The organism is Leptospira brenneri, assembly GCF_002812125.1.
Classification (GTDB): Bacteria; Spirochaetota; Leptospiria; order Leptospirales; family Leptospiraceae; genus Leptospira_A; species Leptospira_A brenneri.
The window spans coordinates 390,165-410,840 of the sequence record NZ_NPDQ01000002.1; the positions used below are offsets into that span (position 1 = coordinate 390,165).

General features: G+C 37.6%; 19 protein-coding genes. 9 read left to right on the forward strand and 10 right to left on the reverse strand.

Annotation, left to right across the window (positions count from 1 at the left end):
* Nucleotide 1: 1 nt before the first annotated feature.
* Genes CH361_RS05245 through CH361_RS05270 form a run of 6 tightly spaced genes read left to right on the forward strand, consistent with a single transcriptional unit; the run spans nt 2 to nt 6,075 of the window.
* The gene (locus tag CH361_RS05245) at nt 2–529 is read left to right on the forward strand and encodes a hypothetical protein (protein ID WP_100789773.1); all 528 of its coding nucleotides are present in this window, start codon (nt 2–4) and stop codon (nt 527–529) included.
* Entirely contained in the window at nt 530–1,144 is a 615-nt protein-coding gene (locus tag CH361_RS05250; protein ID WP_100789774.1) for an RsmD family RNA methyltransferase, read from the forward strand.
* Nucleotides 1,122–3,230, forward strand: a complete 2,109-nt coding sequence (gene pbpC, locus CH361_RS05255; RefSeq protein ID WP_100790030.1) for a penicillin-binding protein 1C — start codon at nt 1,122–1,124, stop codon at nt 3,228–3,230. The genes CH361_RS05250 and pbpC overlap by 23 nt, the downstream gene beginning before the upstream one ends.
* Nucleotides 3,231–3,236: 6 nt before the next feature.
* Nucleotides 3,237–3,662 (forward strand): acyl-CoA thioesterase, encoded by a 426-nt coding sequence (locus CH361_RS05260; protein WP_100789775.1) that lies wholly within the window; start codon nt 3,237–3,239, stop codon nt 3,660–3,662.
* Nucleotides 3,659–4,942, forward strand: coding sequence for a PP2C family protein-serine/threonine phosphatase (locus CH361_RS05265; protein WP_100789776.1), 1,284 nt, complete (start codon nt 3,659–3,661; stop codon nt 4,940–4,942). Before CH361_RS05260 ends, CH361_RS05265 begins: the two co-directional genes overlap by 4 nt.
* Nucleotides 4,939–6,075, forward strand: coding sequence for an LptF/LptG family permease (locus CH361_RS05270; RefSeq protein WP_100789777.1), 1,137 nt, complete (start codon nt 4,939–4,941; stop codon nt 6,073–6,075). The genes CH361_RS05265 and CH361_RS05270 overlap by 4 nt, the downstream gene beginning before the upstream one ends.
* A 67-nt stretch (nt 6,076–6,142) precedes the next feature.
* Here the strand turns inward: CH361_RS05270 and CH361_RS05275 are convergent, their stop codons facing one another.
* Nucleotides 6,143–7,588: an FAD-binding oxidoreductase gene (locus tag CH361_RS05275; protein WP_100789778.1), complete on the reverse strand. Its 1,446-nt coding sequence runs from the start codon at nt 7,586–7,588 to the stop codon at nt 6,143–6,145.
* Nucleotide 7,589: 1 nt separating this feature from the next.
* Entirely contained in the window at nt 7,590–8,342 is a 753-nt protein-coding gene (locus tag CH361_RS05280; RefSeq protein ID WP_100789779.1) for an SDR family NAD(P)-dependent oxidoreductase, read from the reverse strand.
* Nucleotides 8,343–8,393: 51 nt separating this feature from the next.
* Between CH361_RS05280 and CH361_RS05285 the strand changes: the two genes are divergently transcribed.
* Genes CH361_RS05285 through CH361_RS05295 form a run of 3 tightly spaced genes read left to right on the forward strand, consistent with a single transcriptional unit; the run spans nt 8,394 to nt 11,480 of the window.
* Nucleotides 8,394–8,894 carry an NYN domain-containing protein gene (locus CH361_RS05285; protein WP_279627933.1) on the forward strand — a complete coding sequence of 167 codons (501 nt, stop codon included), beginning with the start codon at nt 8,394–8,396 and terminating at the stop codon, nt 8,892–8,894.
* A 1-nt stretch (nt 8,895) separates the two neighbouring features.
* Nucleotides 8,896–10,374, forward strand: coding sequence for an MBOAT family O-acyltransferase (locus CH361_RS05290; RefSeq protein WP_100789781.1), 1,479 nt, complete (start codon nt 8,896–8,898; stop codon nt 10,372–10,374).
* Between the two features lie 8 nt (nt 10,375–10,382).
* Nucleotides 10,383–11,480 carry a DUF1574 domain-containing protein gene (locus CH361_RS05295; protein WP_100789782.1) on the forward strand — a complete coding sequence of 366 codons (1,098 nt, stop codon included), beginning with the start codon at nt 10,383–10,385 and terminating at the stop codon, nt 11,478–11,480.
* Here CH361_RS05295 and CH361_RS05300 read toward each other — a convergent pair.
* From CH361_RS05300 to CH361_RS05335, 8 genes are all read right to left on the reverse strand, one after another.
* On the reverse strand, nt 11,453–12,049 hold the full coding sequence (locus CH361_RS05300; RefSeq protein ID WP_244279596.1) for a hypothetical protein: 597 nt from the start codon (nt 12,047–12,049) through the stop codon (nt 11,453–11,455). The two genes, CH361_RS05295 and CH361_RS05300, sit on opposite strands and share 28 nt — an antisense overlap.
* 52 nt (nt 12,050–12,101) lie before the next feature.
* Nucleotides 12,102–13,166 (reverse strand): hypothetical protein, encoded by a 1,065-nt coding sequence (locus CH361_RS05305; RefSeq protein ID WP_100789783.1) that lies wholly within the window; start codon nt 13,164–13,166, stop codon nt 12,102–12,104.
* The gene (locus CH361_RS05310) at nt 13,163–15,055 is read right to left on the reverse strand and encodes a FecR domain-containing protein (RefSeq protein ID WP_100789784.1); all 1,893 of its coding nucleotides are present in this window, start codon (nt 15,053–15,055) and stop codon (nt 13,163–13,165) included. The genes CH361_RS05305 and CH361_RS05310 overlap by 4 nt, the downstream gene beginning before the upstream one ends.
* Entirely contained in the window at nt 15,052–16,902 is a 1,851-nt protein-coding gene (locus CH361_RS05315; protein ID WP_100789785.1) for an adenylate/guanylate cyclase domain-containing protein, read from the reverse strand. The genes CH361_RS05310 and CH361_RS05315 overlap by 4 nt, the downstream gene beginning before the upstream one ends.
* 78 nt (nt 16,903–16,980) lie before the next feature.
* On the reverse strand, nt 16,981–18,291 hold the full coding sequence (locus CH361_RS05320) for an LIC11270 family surface protein (RefSeq protein ID WP_100789786.1): 1,311 nt from the start codon (nt 18,289–18,291) through the stop codon (nt 16,981–16,983).
* Nucleotides 18,292–18,294: 3 nt separating this feature from the next.
* On the reverse strand, nt 18,295–18,933 hold the full coding sequence (locus CH361_RS05325) for a hypothetical protein (protein WP_100789787.1): 639 nt from the start codon (nt 18,931–18,933) through the stop codon (nt 18,295–18,297).
* Complete coding sequence (gene truA, locus CH361_RS05330; RefSeq protein ID WP_100789788.1) at nt 18,905–19,699, reverse strand: tRNA pseudouridine(38-40) synthase TruA; 795 nt, start codon at nt 19,697–19,699, stop codon at nt 18,905–18,907. The genes CH361_RS05325 and truA overlap by 29 nt, the downstream gene beginning before the upstream one ends.
* 4 nt (nt 19,700–19,703) lie before the next feature.
* Nucleotides 19,704–20,582 (reverse strand): DUF2225 domain-containing protein, encoded by an 879-nt coding sequence (locus CH361_RS05335; RefSeq protein ID WP_100789789.1) that lies wholly within the window; start codon nt 20,580–20,582, stop codon nt 19,704–19,706.
* Nucleotides 20,583–20,676: the final 94 nt, after the last annotated feature.

Genomic DNA, 20,676 nt, shown 5'->3' on the forward strand with positions numbered 1-20,676 from the left:
TTTGTCTTATTTTCAGTATATTTTTGGTTTTTTGATTCTACCTTCCCTCCTTTGGGGTGAAGGTTCTGGTTTTTCGACCCTTTATGCAGAATTTAAAAAAGGAAATTATGCCACAGTATCCAAAGGATCCCTTCAGTATTTGAATGGGTCGGAAACGGAGAAGGATCCTCGGATTTTTTTTCTTTATGTTTCCACGGAAGAGAATTGGACCCAATTAAAATCTAAGGTGGTTCGAGATGTTCCACCTAACTTTAGATCATCGGTTCATTATTGGAACGCTGTTTACCTATTTATGGAAAGAGCACTTGTTTTTGGTGAGCCTGATTTACTCATTGAATGGGGAAAAGAATTTCAAAAGTCGGGAAAACAAAGCCCTAAGTATAATGATGCCCTTCTTTTGTATGGGTTAGGACTTTTGGACCTAAAAAACGAATCAGAAGCAAAGAAGATTTTTTCAGAAATTGAGGCCAACTCTCCCTCCAAATATGTGTTATCTCAATTAGAGGAAATCAAATCTTCGGGTAAATAAATGAAAGGGTTACGTATATCACAAGGTAAGTGGAAGGGTAAAGAAATTCCGTCACCACCTGATGTATCAGGCCATTTGAATTTTACCAATAGTCTAGTGAAAAAGGCAATTTTTTCTTTGATGGATTCGCGGTTACTTTCCTGGGGAATTGGTTTTGATTCGATTTTGTTTTGTGATTACTTTGCTGGTAGTGGACAGATTTCTGCTGAAGCTTATAGTTTATCAGCCAAACGACTTCTTACTTATGAGTTGGACCAAACTAGGTTCAGACAACTCCATTCTCTATTTCGCGGTCTTCCCAATGTTCAGTTGTTTCGGAAAGATGCAACCAAACATGCGCTAAAGTGGGAGATCGGAGAAGAAGAAGCTTATATTTTTTATTTGGATCCACCTTATACGTATTGGTCGGAAACCCCCACCAGAATGAAAGAGATGTTGGAGCAGCTCCATTCCTTTTGTGTCTCTTTAAAAAAACCATTTTTAATTTTATGCCAAATACCGGAACACCAACCTACAAATAAAATTTGGGCGGATCTACCACATAAGGTGAGAGAGTATGGAAGCCACTTGATCATTGAAACAGGTTATGAAAATGCCGAGACTTCTGATCTGTAAAACAGATCGTTTTGTTTCTAGATCCATTCAAAATTTAGTTTTTATCATTTTATTTCTACTTTTTGGATCTCCACTTTTCTCTTTACCAACTTACAATGAAGTAAAATCAGGATATCTACCTTCCGACATACAAGTATTTGATCGAACTGGAGATCTCATTCAAAGATATCGAATTAGAAATGATTACCGATCAGAAGAATGGACAGAATACAACCAACTCCCAAAATTTTTAATCGATTCAGTGATTCATGCAGAAGACAAACGTTTCTTTGAACATACGGGTTTAGATTCGAATGCACTTATATCTTCTTTTTGGAGTAACTTAACAGGGTCATCCCTTCGCGGTGCTTCAACAATTACGATGCAACTTGTTTCTCTTTTGGACCCAGAATTAAAACCTTTTGAATCAAAACGAAAAACAATCTTTCAAAAACTAAAACAAATCCAAAGAGCCGTGGACTTAGAAGAAACTTGGTCAAAGGAAGAAATTTTCACAGCTTATATCAATTTGATCTATTTTAGAGGAGAATTAAGGGGAATCACTTCTGCAAGTAAAGGTCTTTTTCGAAAATCTCCTGAGGCTTTGACACCTAATGAAAGCTATTTGCTCGCGGCCCTCATTCGATCTCCTCAAAGTTCCATCGAAAAAGTAATCAAACGTGTTTGTCTTTTGAAAAAAGAAAGAGATGGGATAGATGATTGTGAATCTATTTCTCGTTTGGTGAGAGAAAGTTTATTTCGGAATTTCGAGTATTCACAATACCCATCTTTTGTTCCTCTTTACACAAAAGCAGTTTTGGATTTTTCCAAAGGAAATGAAAAACCTTATTCGAAGTTGAATGTTTCCCTGTCTCTTAACTTCCAGAGAAAGGTAGAAGAGATTCTAAAACGAAATGTAAAAACTCTCGCAAATAAAAATGTGAGTGATGGAGCTGTGGTTGTAATCGATAACCGCACAGGCCAGGTTCTTGTTTATGTTCCCAATATTGGAGAAGAGAGTTCTGTTTCAAAACTCGATTTGATTCGAAGCAAAAGACAAGTAGGATCCACTTTAAAACCATTCGTTTATGCACAGACCTTTCAAGAAAACAAACTCACTCCTGAATCAATTCTTTCCGATTCTCCTGTTGGAATCCCTGTTTACCAAGGAATTTATCGTCCGTTAAATTATGATAAATCTTATAAGGGAAATGTGACGGTAAGACAAAGTCTGGGATCTTCTTTAAATATTCCGGCCATTCGAGCTTTATCGTTTTTAGACATCAACGAATTCGTTTCTGTATTAGAAAGGTTAGGAATCTCTGGGCTTCGATACCCAGAGTTTTATGGTCCCTCTTTAGCATTAGGAACAGCAGATATTAGTTTATTGGAATTAACAAATGCCTATCGAAGTTTGGCAAATGGCGGTCTTTATTCTTCGGTAACATTCGATCTTTCCGAAAATTCATCCAATCAGAGAAGGGTTTTTTCACCTATTTCAAGTTATATGGTATCAGAAATTCTCGCCGATCGAGAGGCCAGATCTCTGGGCTTTGGTTGGGATAATTTTTTATCTACTTCTTATTATACTTCTGTTAAAACTGGAACAAGCCAAGATATGAGAGACAATTGGTGTATTGGTTATTCGGAAATTTTTACGGTAGGGGTTTGGGTGGGTAATCCGACAGGAAATCCTATGTTAGATGTATCGGGGATTACAGGTGCTGCTCCTGTTTGGCGTGAAACAATGGATTTATTTCATGAATCTCTCAGTTCAAAATTGAATCGTCCAGAAGAAATGAATTTAATAAATCCAACTTCTACTTCGTCTAATGAGAGTAGAATTGAAAAGACAAAGTCACAAAGGATACTTACTCCTGTAAATGGAAGTATATTTGCATTGGATCCAGATATTCCTTTGGGCCGTCAAAAAATCCTCTTTACTTTCAGTTCTTACGATATTTCTTATTCTTATTATTTAAACGATGAAAACATCGGTTCTGTCAGAGGGCCTTATCTCTGGGAACCGAAGAAGGGAGAATATCGTCTGCAAGTAAAGGATAGAGATGGTAAAGTTATCTCTCTTTCTTCATTTGAAGTTCGATAATCAATCATGCCAAAACCAGTCAAATATAAACATAAATTCACCCAACAAGTAGTTTGGGGTGAGATGGATGCCTTCGGTCATGTAAACAATGTTACGTACGTTAGGTACTTTGAGTCTGCAAGAGCAGATTATTTTACAAAAGAAGGTTTGTGGGATTCTCCATCAAAACCAGTAAAAGGCGGACCCGTTTTAACACATCTAGATATGGACTATCGCAAACAGGTAGTATTCCCCGCAACTTTGGAAATTACCTTAGAAGTAGATTCCATTTCTTCTAGAGCTTTTACAGTGGTTTGTTCTATGTGGAATGAAAATGAAGAATGTGTTTTGACGGGGAATGCTGCTTTTGTTTGGTTCGATTTTGAATTACAAAAACCTTCCGCACTTCCAGATCACTTCAAAACAAAATTTGGACGAGACCATTTGGTATGATGAAAAAATCTTTCCAAGAACGATTTAAACTTGATGACGAGGTGATGAAGATTTCTCGGATTTGCCTTGTTGTTTTTTTTAGTTTTATCGGATTTGGAATTTTTGCTCCTACTAGTGAATTAGGATTATATGATCCAAAATGGATTCGTGTTTTACATGCTCTTTTAACCTTGGGATTTTTCTTTGCCACTTATTTTTCTGATTGGGTTCGTAAACATATCCAAACCATTATGTTGTTTTTCTTTTATACAATGAGCGCTCATTCCCTTGCTCTTTTGTATTGGAATTCACTTTACATTGGTTATTTGGTGGGAATGATTTTGGTTTTGTCTTGTATCGGTGTCAGTTTTGTGGATCGGAGATCTCTTGTTTCTTATTTAGGGACTGTCACTTCTGCGGGAATTCTCATTGGTCTATACACAAAGGAACCACAAGTAGATTTACCTTTATACCTATCAGCAATCATCACACCAACTTTGGTTTCTTACCTTACTCTCAATATCCGACTGAGTTCTGTGGAAAAATTAAGAATCTCTGAGTCAAAACTCAAAGGTTTTCAGGATCGAATGTTGAATGAATTGGAACAGGCAAATGAAACTCAATCCAATCTTGTAACTTCACAATGGCCAAAAACAAAAGGAATTAGGATTCATTCTTTTTTTCGATCTTTTGGGCAAGTAGGTGGTGATGCCATTAGTTATTTGGAAAGAGAAGATGGAAAGTTGGCTCTTTTTTTTGCAGATGTTTCTGGCCATGGAATCGCTTCGGCTATGGTTTCTGCCATGGCTGTCCTTGCTTTTAAAATTCATGCAAATGCGCCAGAACCATCTACTTGTTTAAAGTCGATTCATACCGATTTACAAGGGTTAGTTCCGAATAACCATATCAGCGCTTGTGTTTTATTTGTAGATACGGTGACAAAGGAAATTCATTATTCGATTGCGGGTCATCCACCCCTCATCCGAATCGAGAAAGATCTTGATCCAACCTTTATGGAGGGTAAAGGAACCCTCATTGTATCTTATTTAAAACTCAATTTGAAAGATTTTATAATTACTCCTAACGCCGGAGATCGAATTTTAATCTATTCTGATGGAATTTTGGAAGTTTTTGATGAGGCCGGTGAAATCTATGGAGATGAACATTTACTAACATCCATAAAAAATCATTCTGACAAAAAAGGTGAAGAATTTTTGAATGCTTTATATGAGGACTCTATGTCATTTTCGGCAAAACGAATTTCCGACGATATGAGTATGTTACTACTGGAAATTTTATGAATTTGTTGTTAACACCATTTCTTTGGTTCAAAAGAGAGTTCATTCCGTTTCGAACTTTGGATCGTTATTTATTTTTAGATTTTTTTAAAACCTTTCTTGGCACTCTCATCATGTTAACATCCATGATTGTGATTTATAAATTCACAGACGTGATGAAGTATTTGGTTTCTTCCAAGGTAAATCAAACGCATGTATATTTACATGTTTTATATTCTTTGCCATCGATGGTGGATCAGGTAGTGGCTCCTGCGCTTATGTTCTCTGTTTGTTTTGTCATCGGCCAATTCAGTGTGAACAAAGAACTTGTGGCGATGATGGTAGCAGGGGTATCCTTCATACGTATCATCACACCAATTTTACTTTTTGGAATCGCAATGTGGCTCATTATGACTCTCTTTGGCCAAACGGTTGTGATACCAGCCAACAAAAAAGCACAGATAGAATTTAGTATCATGGCAAAGGGTTCCAATCGACTGATTGATTTTGTCTACCAATTGCATATCAAAGGAAAAAAAGGATTTTATTACGTCTATTGGATCGATGAAAAAGAAAACACCGTAAAGGGTGGATTCAATTATATTGAAATCAAACCTGACGGACATCCTACCTATACAGTTTCTTCGCAAAAAGCAAAGTTCATTCCTTCTCCTCATAGTTGGGTTTTGTATGATGCCGAAGAAGTACGATTCAATGAAAACCTAGAGCTTGTGTCTCGGATCAAATATCCAGAAAAAACTTATGACTTCCCAGAAGATTTGGCTTATTTTTCCAAACCAATTCGTAACCCAGAAGAAATGAATTTTTTTGAATTAGCAGATGAAATTGAATCTAGAATTACTAAAGGAATCCCTTTTCGAAACGTAATCATCCAACAACACATGGCTTTTGCCATGCCACTCATGGCTTTTGTTGTAGTAACCTTAGGGGCACTTGCTGGTGCCATCACCAAACGTTCCGCAGGTGTAGCGAGTTTGGGCCTTACCATTGCAGTTGTACTTTTGTATTATATTTTAAATTCAACAGCCAAAACTTTGGCTGAGAACGGTGCCTTACCCATTTGGATTGGAATGTGGATGACACCGGTAATTTTTACTTCCGCAGCGTACTTTTTGTATAGAAGAATGAATATTTAAAACTAGTTGATTTTTAGTTCTAAATATTCATGCTCTGCTTAAGTTTGTTTTAATGACCGTTAAAGATTTAATTCTCTGTTAAAAACACTCGTTTGTAGAGATCGGTTTGTAAAATTCCTTTTGGATCGTATTTTTTCTTCAAAGAGTAAAATCTTTTTAAATTGTCCTTAGGGAAATAAGATTCCATCACTCGTTTACGAAGAGTGGAATCTTTTGCAAAATAAAATCTACCTTTGTGTTTTAAAACAATTTCATCCATCTCTTTACAAAGAGACCAAAGTTTTTCTCTATTTCCTTTCGTTACAGGAAAATCCATCGCCATAGAGAATCCATCTACAGCATGTGTGAGTAAAAATGGATCTGGTTTGTGTTTTTTGAAAACAGAAAGATAATTCACAATCCCACGTTCTTGACAAATAGTGAAAATTTCACGGAACGCTTGTTTTGCGTTTTCCTTCGGAATGAATACTTGGTATTGGATCATTGCTCCTGGTTTATATACAAATTTCCAATTCGGAACATAGTCTAAAAGAAACGCATATTCTGCATGTCCTTGGTAGTATGCTTTATTGTTTACTAGAATACTCGCAATGCATTTTGCCAAATTAATGAGGCGCATTCCTAAATTAAAACTGAAAGGACGCATGAGGATCCACATCCACTTTTTAGGAATTACATAGAATAGGCGGGAGGGGAGGTGTTGTCTTTCTAACAAACAGTTACCTGGAAAATCAGGATCTTCTCCTTCTTTTAGGTTGGTAGCCTTATGAATTTGGCCGCGACCCATCGCTTTCCCTGAAGCAAAAGCATCAATCCAACCAACTAAATAATCAGAAGATTTGTAATGTTCTTCAAAATATGCAAATAACTCATCAAAGTTTCTTACATAAACTGGATCAATTTTCATTTTGCCAGCGTAGATCGGTTTCATTTTGATTTGCACTGTTAAGAAACAACCTAACATTCCAAAGCCGGAAATGGCAGAATAAAATAGGTCTGTATTTTTTTTAGGAGAACAAACTAAGATATCTCCTTTTGCAGTGAGAAAAGTAAATTCTTTGATGTGTTCGCCGATGGTTCCCACTTTAAAATTATTTTTCCCATGAATGTTCATGGAAAGGGCCCCACCAAGTGTAGGCATCATGGTTCCAGAAACTACTGGAGGCCAATATCCGTTTTCAATTCCGGTTTCCCAAAGGTCTTTGATCCTTGCTCCTGATTGAACTGTCATCACACCAGTTTTTACATTAAAATCTAAAACTTTATTAAAATGAGTTAGATCTAAAACGATTCCATCTGTATTTGTTGAGGCATCCCCATAACTACAACCGCCACCACGTAACGCGACTTTGGTGCCTGTTTGGTTCGCCCAAACAAGTAGTTCTTTGATTTCTTCTTCTGTTTCTGGGCGAAATACTGGCGATAGGGAAAAGGAACTCATTCCCCAAGCTTCAACTTTTTCCTTTTGAGGTATTTTTAAATCAGAAATGGATTTTGTTTTTTTTGCTACCATGTTATATACTCAGTTTTTTAAAAATGAAATTGGGAATGTTTCGAATGATAAGACCAACAAGAGCCCAGATTCCAGGAACAAATGCCTCATCTTTTCCAGCACTTACGATGTTACGAATTTTTTCTGCGGCTTCTTCGGCAGTGATTGCTTTTAGTAATCCCTTTTCAGGAAGACTTAGGCCTTTTGTCATTTCAGTAATCACGAATCCTGGTTTAATCGTTGTTACCTGAACGTTGGATTCTGAAAGTCGATTGCGTAGTGCTTCCAAATATGTGTTGAATCCAGCTTTAGATGTATTATAAACTGGATTTCCTTTTCGGCCTCGCTCTCCAGCAATGGAGGAGATTCCAATGATTTTACCTGACTTTTGGTTTGTAAAATAAGTAGCCACTGGATTTAAAAAGGCAACAGCACCAAGAAGATTGATGTTTAACATTTCTAAATCTTTTGTCGTATTGTACTCATTAGGAGAAATCTGTGGCATCACACCCGAAGCAAAATACACCTCGTCCACTCCTCCGAGTAAACTCACTGCTTTCTGAAAGGTTTTTTCTGCTGTGGAAAACTTGGTCACATCAAAGACCAAAGGGAAGGCTCTTTTGTCTTTGTTTGTATTTGCCTTCTTGGCAATCGATTCTAAGGACTTTTCCCTTCTAGCTAAAAGAACCACGGAATTCCCTGCGTTCAATTCAGCTTCTGCTATGGCTTTTCCGATCCCACTAGAGGCACCGACGATGATTATTTTTTTCCCCATGTTTACGTTTTTTTGGTTTAATCGGATCTGGCAAGTGGTTTCAATAGAGTTGTGCCCGTAATTGAGAGAATCCTGATCGATGGGATGAATCTAATGTATAAATTTCCCGATTTGGCTTTTTGTTTAGGTGAATATCGCCTACAAGATGCCCGGGATGGGTTACTCCTCCATCTAGATCGATTCTATTCTGAGGATCAACACTCCAAAATTTTGGTCTTTTTTGACGGAAAAAAGGATCTTACCTCTGATTGTTATTCGGAAGATTGGGGTAAGTTTTCCATCCACTATAGCCATGAAAAAAAAGCAGACGAACTCATCATCGGTTATCTCAACTTATGTCCAGTACCTGCGCAGTGTTTGGTGGTTACTACAGATAAGGAAATTATCCGTTTTGCCAGAAGGCTTCGTGCCAAACGAATGAGCTCAGAAGAATTTTATGCAGAATGGCTCAAAAGAGAAGCCGAAGAGGACGAAACAGAATTTAATCACCTGAAAGAAGGATTGACACCAAGTTCAGAAACCGATTACTGGGAGAGACAATTCCTTCCTTGATATGTTGTTCAACTCAATCCCATTTTTAATCTTTTTTTCCATTGTTTATTTGCTCTATTGGGCCATTCCAAGAGAGTTTCGAAAGTATTTCCTACTCATTTCAGGAATTGGCTTTTATGCTTATTTTTCGCTAACTCTCACTTTCCATTTTCTGATCGTCATCAGCATCAATTATCTATTGTATCGAAAAATCAAATCCACTCCGACAAAGTTTTGGATTGGGATTACAGTTTCCCTCAACCTAATCAACTTAGGATTTTTTAAATATATATATTTCTTTAGTAAGGTTCTTGCTGATCTAACGAACTATCCGTTCTTTAAACAAGTTCCTGATCTCATTCACATTGCATTACCACTCGCGATTAGTTTTTACACTTTCCAAGTCATTGCCGCAGCCATTGATACCTATCGCGATTCCTCAAAACCTCTGGTAAAGGTAGACGATTATTTTCTCTTTGTTGCTTTTTTCCCTGTACTCATCGCAGGACCAATCATGAGAATGTCTGACTTCTTTCCAAACTTAGACAAACTCGTTCCGAACAAAGAAAAAATGTATCGGGCATCTTATTTACTTATGTCAGGACTTGTAAAAAAAGTTTTGGTGGCAGACCCAATGTCTCTTACCATATCACCAGTGTTTGGTGCTCCTGCCGAGTATGATTCCTTCTCTCTGTTCATGGCAGGTATCTGTTATTCCATCCAAGTATATAGTGATTTTTCTGGTCTTACCGACATGGCGCGTTCCATTGCTTTGTTTTTAGGTTTTGAAACTCCGGAAAACTTCAAAGCTCCCTTTTTCTCTACATCGGGAAGGGAACTCTGGAAACGTTGGCATATCACTCTTTCTTTTTGGCTCAGGGATTATATTTATTTTCCACTCGGTGGATCTCGCAAAGGAGAACTTCGCACTTACTTAAACCTCATCATCATTATGACTCTAGGAGGATTTTGGCACGGTGCTGATTATACTTTTATCTGTTGGGGATTTTATTGGGGAGTGATTCTTGCGGGGGAAAGGTATTTTGAAGACAAACTTGGTTGGAAGTTAACTCCTGAAAAAAATAAGTTTCTTATCGTTTTTAAGGCCTTCATTGTTTTTGTTTTGTTTTCTATTTCTGGACTTATGTTTCGATCCAACAACGCAACCAATATGGTCGATCATTTCTACGGAATTTTTACACATTTCACACATAGTTTAGAAATCATGTTTTCTGGTGATTCCAATGAATGGTTGGTTTCTGCTACATCTTTATTTGGAAATGGTTCTTCGTTTCGGTTCCAACACATTGAAAACTTGGAACGAATCTTTTATACTTCTATTGCTCTTTTATTTTTTCATCATATCCAGTATGTTCCTGAGTTTTGGGATCGGATTCGTAAACATGATGTATGGCTTGTTCCCATACTTGGTGTTGTTACCATTTTCCTTCTCGCCACACTTTCACAAGATGGCGGAGAATTTATCTATTATAAGTTTTAGGAGACATTGTGGATTTAATTCGTAATCGATATTTACTTGTCCCATTTCTAGTTGTATTTTTAACCTTTTGTCTAGATAAATTATTACTTTTGGAAAATGTACATACTTATTTTTCCAAATCACTTTCTGACATTAATTACATTCAAAAAAATCAATTATACGAAGACTTAAAAGTTTATCTATCGAACAAAGATAGAGACAAGGTACTTGTTTATTTTGGAAACTCACGTGCTTTATTATTCGATAACGAATACATTCATAAAAAATATCCAGGTTGGGTAATGTTTAACTTCTCTGTTCCTGGAGGAAAACCTGATTATGTTTTGCAATGGATGGAAGAGTTTCATAAAGACAAAGTAAAACCAGATTTCTTTTTGTTTGATCATTCTGTGGAAATGTATAACTCCGCAGCGACATTGAAAGTGGATGAAACACTCACAAACGGACTGAATGTATCTTTTGTTTTAAAACATTTTTCATCATTTTCAACAGATGATATCTCAACTCTTGTTGCCAAACGAATGTTTCGAGCTTACCAATATCGTCCTAAATTAGAAGTGATTGTGACTCGTGCTAAAAACAAAGATACAATGTTGATTCCGTATCGAGAATTACGAAATAATTTAATGGAGAATTTGAGTCGGGGGAAGGGTTCTGCAATGACACCTGGAACTCATAAATCTGTTCTTCCACAAGAATTATTAAAAAAATCTGCGTTTGGAGATTTTCATTCCTATTTGGTTCCATTTCATTTTTCGGATCAGATTTTGAGTTTTACAGACCAATCTCTTATGTTAGCAAAAGAACTGGATGTACCATCTGCTGTGATTTGGGTTAGGTTATCTTTACCATATATGGATCACATCCGAAATTTAAAAGTTTCTGTAGGGAATGGAAAAGAAGACACTGTCTATCACGATTGGTTTCCAAGAATGTTAGAGTATCATAAGAAAAATGGGATTCCATTTTGGAATATGAACGACGATCCAAATTATACCTGCAACAACTTTAGTGATGCAGGTCATATGTCACCGACTTGTTATGATGAGTATACTGATTTTATTTTTAAAAACTTGTTTCAGTCTTTAGTAAAAGGTGCTCGGTAAAACTCAGTTCTATTTTGAACGTCATTTGGTGAAAGTTTTTCTGGATCTGTAGGATTTGGTTTGGTTGGATTCTGTGGTTGGGGTTTGTTATTGTTTTCTTTATCCACTGAATATCCATAATAATAACCATGAACAATTTCTACCACGGTAACAGGTGTATCAGAGTTTACGTTCTGAATTTCTACAGTGATTTCGTCTGGTGGGGCTAACAATTCAAAGACCCACTGTACTTCCCCTTCAATTTTTTCCTTTCTTAGAATGGATGGGTTTTCGTTTTGTCCGTTGCCAGAATAAACAGTTAGAACCCATTCTTTTAGTTTTCCATCAGTAGCTACCCCAATGCCTATGGATTGAGGTGAGGCTTCTCCGGCTTTTAAATCAAATCGAATGGCACCACCTTTGGCAACAGCACCATAGAGTCTTTTTTTCGAAAGAGTAGGATAGAGAGCCAAATCTTGGATTCTAGTTGTGACTTCTTTTACATTTTGGCTCAGGACGGAAGGTTCGGAATGGAGGGTTTGTATGGTTACCAGTACAATTCCAACCGAGGCGATCAAAGAGTATCTCATTCTCTTAATAGGACTAAAAAAAGGAATTCATTACAAGCAAAAGAAAAAGAAATTATGGCGAACAATTTCGAAATTTAGCCAATTCTTGGACTAACGATTGGCGTTCTTCCGGGGCTAGATTACTTCTATTTTTCGATTGTACTTCCATTCTTTCCAAAGCAGGCCGAAATTTAGGGGAACAGTTACTACTAAAATACTGGTAAGCACTAGTCCTGTCAGATTCATTATCGCTAATCAATTTATAAAACTCAAATACGGAATGATTGTCCTCACTTGAAAAGTTCAAAATAACATATGTTTTGTGACATTCGCTGAGAGTGAGGGCTGGGACTTTTGTATGTCTACAATTGAGCGCAACATCTGATTCTAAAAATGCTAACATTTCCTCGTAAGAAAAATCTCGAAATGGTTTGCCTTTTGGAACTGAAACTTTTGAATTTTTAGGTCCAGAATTTTCTTTTGTATTAGTTTTTTGTGAAATAGTAGATTCTTGTTTAGTTTCTGCAGTGGGGGTATGTTTTGGTTCTTCCACCTGAAGAAAATTGGTAACCACTTTTGGTTTCTGGTAAGGGTTGGTTACTGTTAAATCATAAGGTCCTGACTTGGCATCTGTTGTATCTACTTTTAGGTCGATCCGTTCAGATGATTTTACTTCCTTACTCAAAATGGGAAGGGATTCATTTTTTTTAGTGATATCTACTTTTGTTGCATCTAAAAAATGTTCTCCTTCAATGGTTAGGTTGGAAATTGTTTTTTCTGACTTAGTTTCTGATTTGGGAAGAACGATGGGTTTTTCTTCTTCTGTCACTACTAGAGGTGGTTCAGAAATGATGACTTCTAAATCTTTCCATACAGACCAAACTGCAGGTTTCTTAAATAAGTTTAAGGGCGCAGTCCTTACTAAGTACATTCCTGAAGGGAGGTCTTCAATGGAATGATACGGTGTATCGATCTTCTTATCAGTAATGATTTTGCCAGACTTTTCTTTGATTTGGATTTGATACCCACTGGCATCAGGAATGGGTTTCCAAGCAATGAGTTTGGTTCCTTCCTGAGCTCCGATAGAAAACGAAACCAAACATAAAAATAATAAAAATTGTTTTGTATTTAGTTTCATCGTTTCTCTTTATACAATCGTTTTGGTGAAATGAATTCAATATCAGAAGGTTTTAAAGATTTAAACTGATCTAATGCCAGAATAAAACTTCCCTTTCTCGACAATAACAAGTTGGAATCTTTATATACACTGAGGTCCCAAGAGAAGGTTCCTTCATCTAAGATTCCTAAATCTTTTAGGCTGTGTTTGGATTCTTTTGTTGTGATTTTATAGATTGCTGATTTTTTGTCGGCTATATGTTGGTATAAAACCAAATCATATTTGTCTGGGGTGGTTCCAGATACCTTCCATTGAAAGTCTAAACTATTTTTTCCCTTCATTTGAACGATGGTTCCGTTCGGTGACATCATCTCAAGTTTAGGTTCTTGTTTGTTTTCGTTTGGTTCTTCTATGGGTTCTTGTTTTTTCTTTTTATCGACAACAGTAAAACTAAGTATTGTTGAAGTTTCCGTTTCTTTTCCTTCTTTTGATTTACCAACGAGACTCGCATAAAAATTTCCTTTCCCGAGTTCGTTCCAGTTTGGCAGAAGAAAGTTAGAACTAGTTTCTTCGGAAAAAACAATGTTTTTCATTTTGGGATCATTTGCTATTTTTAGTTGGTAGGATTTTAATTCTGCATTCCCATCCCAAATGAGAATTGCTTGGTTTTGTTTAATTTCATCAGCAGAAATTTCTGATTCATTTGTTGGCCTTAACCATTTAGGTGCAGGAATAGAATTTTGTTTTTTGATGATAAAGGATAAAACTTGGCTTTCACGATCCTTGGTATCAGGAAAAGAAGATTTCGCGATTACCTTCCAGTAGTATGTTCCTTCCTTTAAATCATCATAAGAAATCTGATTGGCCGTGGTTTCTAATTGTTTGATTGGGTTTGTGAGTTTTGGAGAATTTGATAAAACTAATTTATATGAATTTGCAGTTGTTAGTTTTGACCAAGTGAGTGTGACCAATGGAAATGTTTGAACAAAAGGAAAAACTGCTCCTTGTTCTGGTGATTCTCCTTGGAAGGACTCAAGTTTTGTGACAAAGAATTTATTGATTTCGCTAAATTCAAAATCTGTGCCTTGTTTATTTTTAACTTTTAATCTCCAATAAAAGGTTCCTTCCTTTAGCCGGAAAGAGGTTTGTGTTCCTTCCACTTTTTCGTTAATTAACGTCATTTGAAAGTTAGGTGATCTTGAGATTTCTAAATTAGAATCTTTGTATCCTGGTTCCAACTTCCACTGGAAGTGGACTGAAACATCGTCTGGCTCTGTATAAAATAATTTTTGAGAAGTAGGAGCGACAAGAACAACGGGTATTTTTTTGATTTCAATTCCTGTTTTTTTGAACTCAGCTTTTTTCCCTTCTTCCACAGCTAGAGATTTACCGTCCTTTTGTTTAACTGTGGTTTTTCCTTTTTCTACAAATAAACTAAGTTCTCGTTCTTTAGATTTCTCGATTTTGACATTTCCAGAATCTACATTGATTTCGCTTCCTGAACTTGTGATTTTTAATTGGTTGGGTTTAGAATCATCTTTTTTCACTTCCAGTGAACCTTGAGTGAATTCTAAATTTGGTTCTTCTCCCGTTAAATCCAAGTTAAACATTGAGTTTTCATCAATGTTAATTTCTGTTCCATCTTTTAATCGAATCAGAGCGTCAGAAAATGCTTCCGATCGAATCGTATCTTTATTTGTCAGAGGGCTATTATTTTCTAATTTTTCCCATATGACTTCGTCTTCAAATTTTCTTTGGACAATATTGTTTTTAAAAAAAATAGTTCCAACAACTTCGCGGTCGCCAATTCCAATTTTGCGATTTAAATCCAAATAAAACAATATCGAAAATAAAAAAGCAACACCGAGTAGGGTAAATAAGACGAGACGATCTCGTTTGTCTAAATTCATTTTTTCCCCTTTTTCACTGCTGTGATTCCAACTAACTTTTGTAATTCACTTAAGCTTTTGGGGCAATCGGGATCTGACTTTCTGCCAAGAACTGCATAAACTTTCTGAGCTTTGGATTTTCCTTTTAGCTCAATCTCTCCCATACTGATGACATGGTAATCTGATTTTATTTCTTGGTAAGTGGTATCCGTAATTAGAATGTCTGTTTGCGTTTCTTTGTTTAGAGACTCGACACGGGAGGCAAGGTTTACTGAATCTCCGATCACTGTGTATTCCATTTTATCTGAGCTACCGATCTGGCCTGCAATCACATATCCAGTGTTAATCCCACATCCAATTTGGATGATTGGTTTTTTGACACTCCCTCTTCCTTGGTTAAATTCAATGAGTCTGTCGCGCATACGGAGTGCTGCATCCACTGTTGCTTTCGCATGTTGCCTGTGGTCACGAAGAGCACCCCAAGTTGCCATGATAGCATCCCCGATAAATTTATCTACAGTCCCTCCGGTTTCTTGAACACATTTTACCATCTCTGTCATGTACTGGTTTAAAAATTCTACAACCTCTTCTGGTTGTAACTTTTCGGAGATTGATGTGAAACTTCGTATATCTGAGAAAAAGATTGTACAATACTTTCTCTGGCCTCCAATGGAAAGTTTTCCTTTCGCTGCAAGTTCTGCAATGTCTTGGTTCACAAACCTTCCAAAGGAATCTTTTAGTTTTTCACGTTCTTCTAAACCGCGTCCCATACTCACAAACGATTTAGTTAATGTTCCAATTTCATCATGAGTGGTTGCATGAAGTTCAATATGGTAATTACCTCTTCGAATTTCTTCAGAAGCATCTACTAATTTTAGAATGGGTGTTGATAGTGACTTTGCAAAAATATAAACAACAATAAACGATAGGGCTAGTGAAACGATTAAGATATAAACATTTCGTTTTTGAATGTTATTAACTTCTTCAAAAATTTTTGCTTCACGAACTTGAGAGATTACCCCTACACCTCCGAGTCCCAGTTTTTTGAATGATCCGAGATAAGACACACCATCTTTGGATTCATAACGAAACTGACCGTTATCAACCGTAGACTTTTTCATTCTTTCTACAATAGGCAGATCATTTAAATTGATTCCGGACAAAACTACTTTGGCATCAGGATGAGCAAGGACACTTCCATCTTCACTAACAAGAAAGGTTTCTACTGGCCCTGAGGTTTGAAAGGCATCAAGTAGGCTATCCAGTTTGATTAGTGTAACTAGAATTGTATGTGTGTCTTTTGATTCTGATAGAGGGAAACTAAGACAAAGAATGGGATGGCGGAAATAGGGACTTGCATTCCATATAACAGTAGTTCCGCTGAATGATTTTTTTAATTTTGGTTGGATGTTTTTTAGTAATGTTCTTACTTCTGCTTTTTGGTAATCGTATTTTTGTAAAAATTCATCATTGAGTGCTTCAAATTTTGGATTTAGGCTAACGTCATAGGCACCAATCAATAGAAAGTTTTGGTCTTCTTCAAATAACTCTTTGGCAATGGCATTACTTGAATTGGGATTTCTAAGAATGGCCGATGCAGTAATATGGACATCCTGTTTCATCGAATGTAAATCCGACTTCACTTTTAAAGAAAGGATTTCATTGATTTTGATGTTGTTTTCTTTAACTCGAACCTCACTATCTTTTCTGAAAAAATAAGAAGCAAGAAAGATGATCCCCGACATCGAAACAAGTAAAACAATCGAGGTAATGAGTAGGAGTTTGTATCGAATTGGAAATTGCAATTCCCCGTGGGACAGGGAATCCTTGGAAAAGAGAGAGCGGAGTTTTAGCAATATCGTTTTCATATCATTGGTACTTTTACCAACTTCACAAAAAACGGTGCCAGAGAAAAAGTAAAATTGAAAGGGTAAGTTATTTTTTTACTATGGGCAGGCCAAATCGACGTTATACGTTTGTCGGAATGGATATTCAGGAATCGTAAATGTAGTCTGCCGTACTACAGTGTCAGGATAACCGTCCTGTTTCGTCAGGTCTCCCAAACAAACGGCTCTGTATGTTCCTGGGTTTAGGTATTTGATTTTAGCATCCTGTTTTGCTGGTGTCGCAGCAAGAGGCAAAACGTTGATAAATTCTTCTTCGTGATACCGGAAAATGCCATAATAATGTAACAATGAGTTACCACCACCAGAGATAGTGAGGCTGGATGCCGTTTCTGGATAGATGATTCTCGCTCTTGTCAAGATATTTCCGCCGGCGTCTCCTTCCCCATTATGGTCATAAAAAATATCGCTTACGCCAACATAAGTAACTGGAGTTCCTCGAGTGGATAAGTAAGAATGCAACATTAGGTTTTCTTTTAAATTGATCCTTACTTCTAAAATGTAAGGATCAAACCCATCCCGAATCATCATATCCGATTGGATCGCTTGAGTAAAAAGTTGAGAATATAAGGCAGGAAACATTTTTGGAACAATTGTGCTTTTGGCAGAAGAAGTAGTGCCCGCTACATAGTTGTTACGTGGAACAATATTCAAGGCATTGATGAGAGGCCTATTGTCAAAACGACTAGATATTGGTGCTCCTGCATCCAGTGCGTACCCTGTCACAAGCGAACGAAAATAAATCCCTGCATAGTAATACTCGCGTCCAAACCAATACCTTCCGGTCGTTAGCGCTGATGCAACTCCACCAACAGTTTCAGAAGAAGGATCATTGGATGGGAACTGAGCACCGATTCCATTAAAAAAGTCATAGGCTTTCATAATCCCGTTACTTTCTGTACATGTATTGTTATCAAAAGAGTAAGTAACCGTACAAAACACCTGCCTGTTAGGTGCGATGAAGTCCCAGAATCTATTGGAATCTATCGTGTCTCGAATTTGTGTCAGTTCATTAAAACCTTTCTCAAATTTACTGGATATCCTTACCTCTCCAATATCAAGAAAGATAGGCATATTTCCGGCTTTGGGTTGGTTGACCAAAGTCATTATTGGATCAAGACCTTCCCCTTGAGCATCAACATATAAATCTCCGGTTCCATTATTCAGTTCACTCCAGTCGAGTGGATTGTCTGTAGCGTAGGTTCCCTTGAGGAGTAATAACATTCTGTTGTTGAAGAGGGTGGAAATTACGGGAAGTTTGGTTTCCTCACCTAAATCCAATCCTTGTTTGCAGTTTAGGAAGATTGAAAGATTAATAATAAGAATAAGGACTGATAAATACTTGTGATTCATAAATCAAAACAACACTCCAACGGTTAGACCGAAATAGAAAAAATCTACGTTATGCAAAGTGTAATTGGCTGGGTTTTGCAAACGAGGGTCATCATAAGGACTGGCCAGTGGGTATCTGTACTGGTTGGGAACATCCATATTGGTTTCAAAAATCTTATAATAGTCCAATCGAACCCCAATCCGAATTCTACGGCCAGCAATAAAACTTGCTTCTAACCCAGTAAAGGCGGTTGGGTTCCAACGAGCCGTATCGGAAGGACGAGCAACCACATAAGAGGAGCCTCCGCCCCCTTTGATAAAGAATTGGATGGGAAGCTCAATGGGAATTTTATATGCCAAGGCAGCATAGAGTGGCATAGCAGTGAGAGCTCGTTCGGATCTGGACAAAAATACAGCGTAAGAACCACCCACTTCAGTGTAAAAAATCCAAGGCCAGGGCATTCGTGCGTAAAATCCTCCACCGAGGGTTGTGTCCAAAATGCGAACAGTAGGGGTTCCTGGCATGGGGTTTGCAGCTCCGACCCAACCCCCAATTTCATAGCGTCGTTTGTTGTATTCCTCTAGGGTTTGTGCGGAAAGAAGACCGGAAAATAGAGTGAGAGCTAAAAAAAGGCTAAGGAAGAGTGATTTTATACAATTCATGAATTTCCGGATAATCTTCGTAATATGCGCGGACAAAATAGAGTCCATCCGGCGGGAGGGTGGTCCCTGCTGTCGAACGGTTCTTCTCTTCCAAAATGGAGCCGATGGATCTAGAATTCCAACGTCCCTTCCCAATGTCCAGTAAAGTTCCTACCGTAATACGAACCATATTATGCATAAATCCATTGGCACGGATCCGGATTTGAATCCAATCTGGTGTCAATCGTTCCAAACGGATGTCAAAGATTTCACGAACTGCTCTTTTGCCTGCCATAGATTTTGCTTTCGTTAAGGAACGAAAATCCTTTTCTCCAATTAGGGTCGTGAGTTGGTTTTCTACAAAATCCCAGTCCACATGATGTTTGACCCAAAAAGCACGCCCTTCGACAAAACTACTTTCATATTTATTATAATAAATTTTGTAAATATACTCTCTGCCTGTGCAACTGAACCGTGAATGAAACTCTAAAGGAACCTCAACGACGTTTTTAACAGAAACACCCTTAGGAGTCAGTGCATTGATGGAAACAAGAAGTTTATGAAAATTAGGAATGGGAAATTCTGTTTTAAAATTACAGACCATTCCAAGGCCATGGACACCTGTATCGGTTCTCCCGGCAACTGACAAACGTGAGGCGGGATTTTTGTTTAATATGATGGCAAGAGCTGATTCAATTGCCGATTGGACTGTTGGTAAGTTTTTTTGTTTTTGCCATCCGTAAAAATGAGTGCCGTCGTATTCGACGAGAAGAGCGTAGTTGGGCAAACCCTTACTTCTCGCCGCCCATCGCTTCTAGAATGGCATTATATTCGTCATACAATTCGCGTGTCATTTCTACAATAGGACCTGGTTTTCCCTTGGATGCTTTTCCTGAACCATAAAGTCTTGCAAGTGTGCGTTTTGCGCGAGATAAAAGTAAAACTTGGTCTTCTGGTTTGGGAGCCATCTGGTCTTTGAATTTTTTAGTGAGAAATGCATTCAAATAAATTACACCATCGAATCCCCAGTTGTTGTCGGTGTCGGGACCGAGCATTCCCGCAGCTTGGTCAACGGGTTCGTTTCCATTCTGCATCAGTTCTAATGTATAACCATAGATGACAGCTGCTTTTTGGTAGAGTAAGTCTCTGATTTTATCATAACCAATATGTGGAAATTCATCATGAAGATCAGAAAAATACCAAGCGGCTCGGATAGCACAAACTGCTTTTTTTGGAGTAGGGGCAACACTCGCCCCGCGAAGTTGGTAACAATCCATTCCTAGTAGGTAGGATGCAGCACCTAACGCAATTTGGCGGTCACCCGTAAAATCAAGGGGGCCAAGGATTTTTTCAATATAACTTCTTCGGCTATCGGTGGCCATTCGGATGGCTTCATTGTCAGCAGGATTCAGTGCATTCCAATCTTTTGGAAAGGAAGAGTATAAACAACGAGGGCAAACGGACATGACATAATCTAGTGGGCTGACACGACCAAATTTTCTATTTTTTTCATACAAACGTCGTAAATCTTGGGCAAGCTTTCCTGCGATCAGCCGACCACCACCCTGAAACATTTGTTCTTTTTGGTGATTTTCATCACAAATCGGGCAGGCTGTGGACTCTTTGGCGCGAAAAGATACTTTTTTGGACTGGGCTGCGGCTAGGGACATAGGAAAAATCTAGGAAAAGGCTCAATTTTAAAATACAATCTGTCAATCCAATATCAGAAATCTCCGATAATACTCACAGGGGCCACCCCGAAAT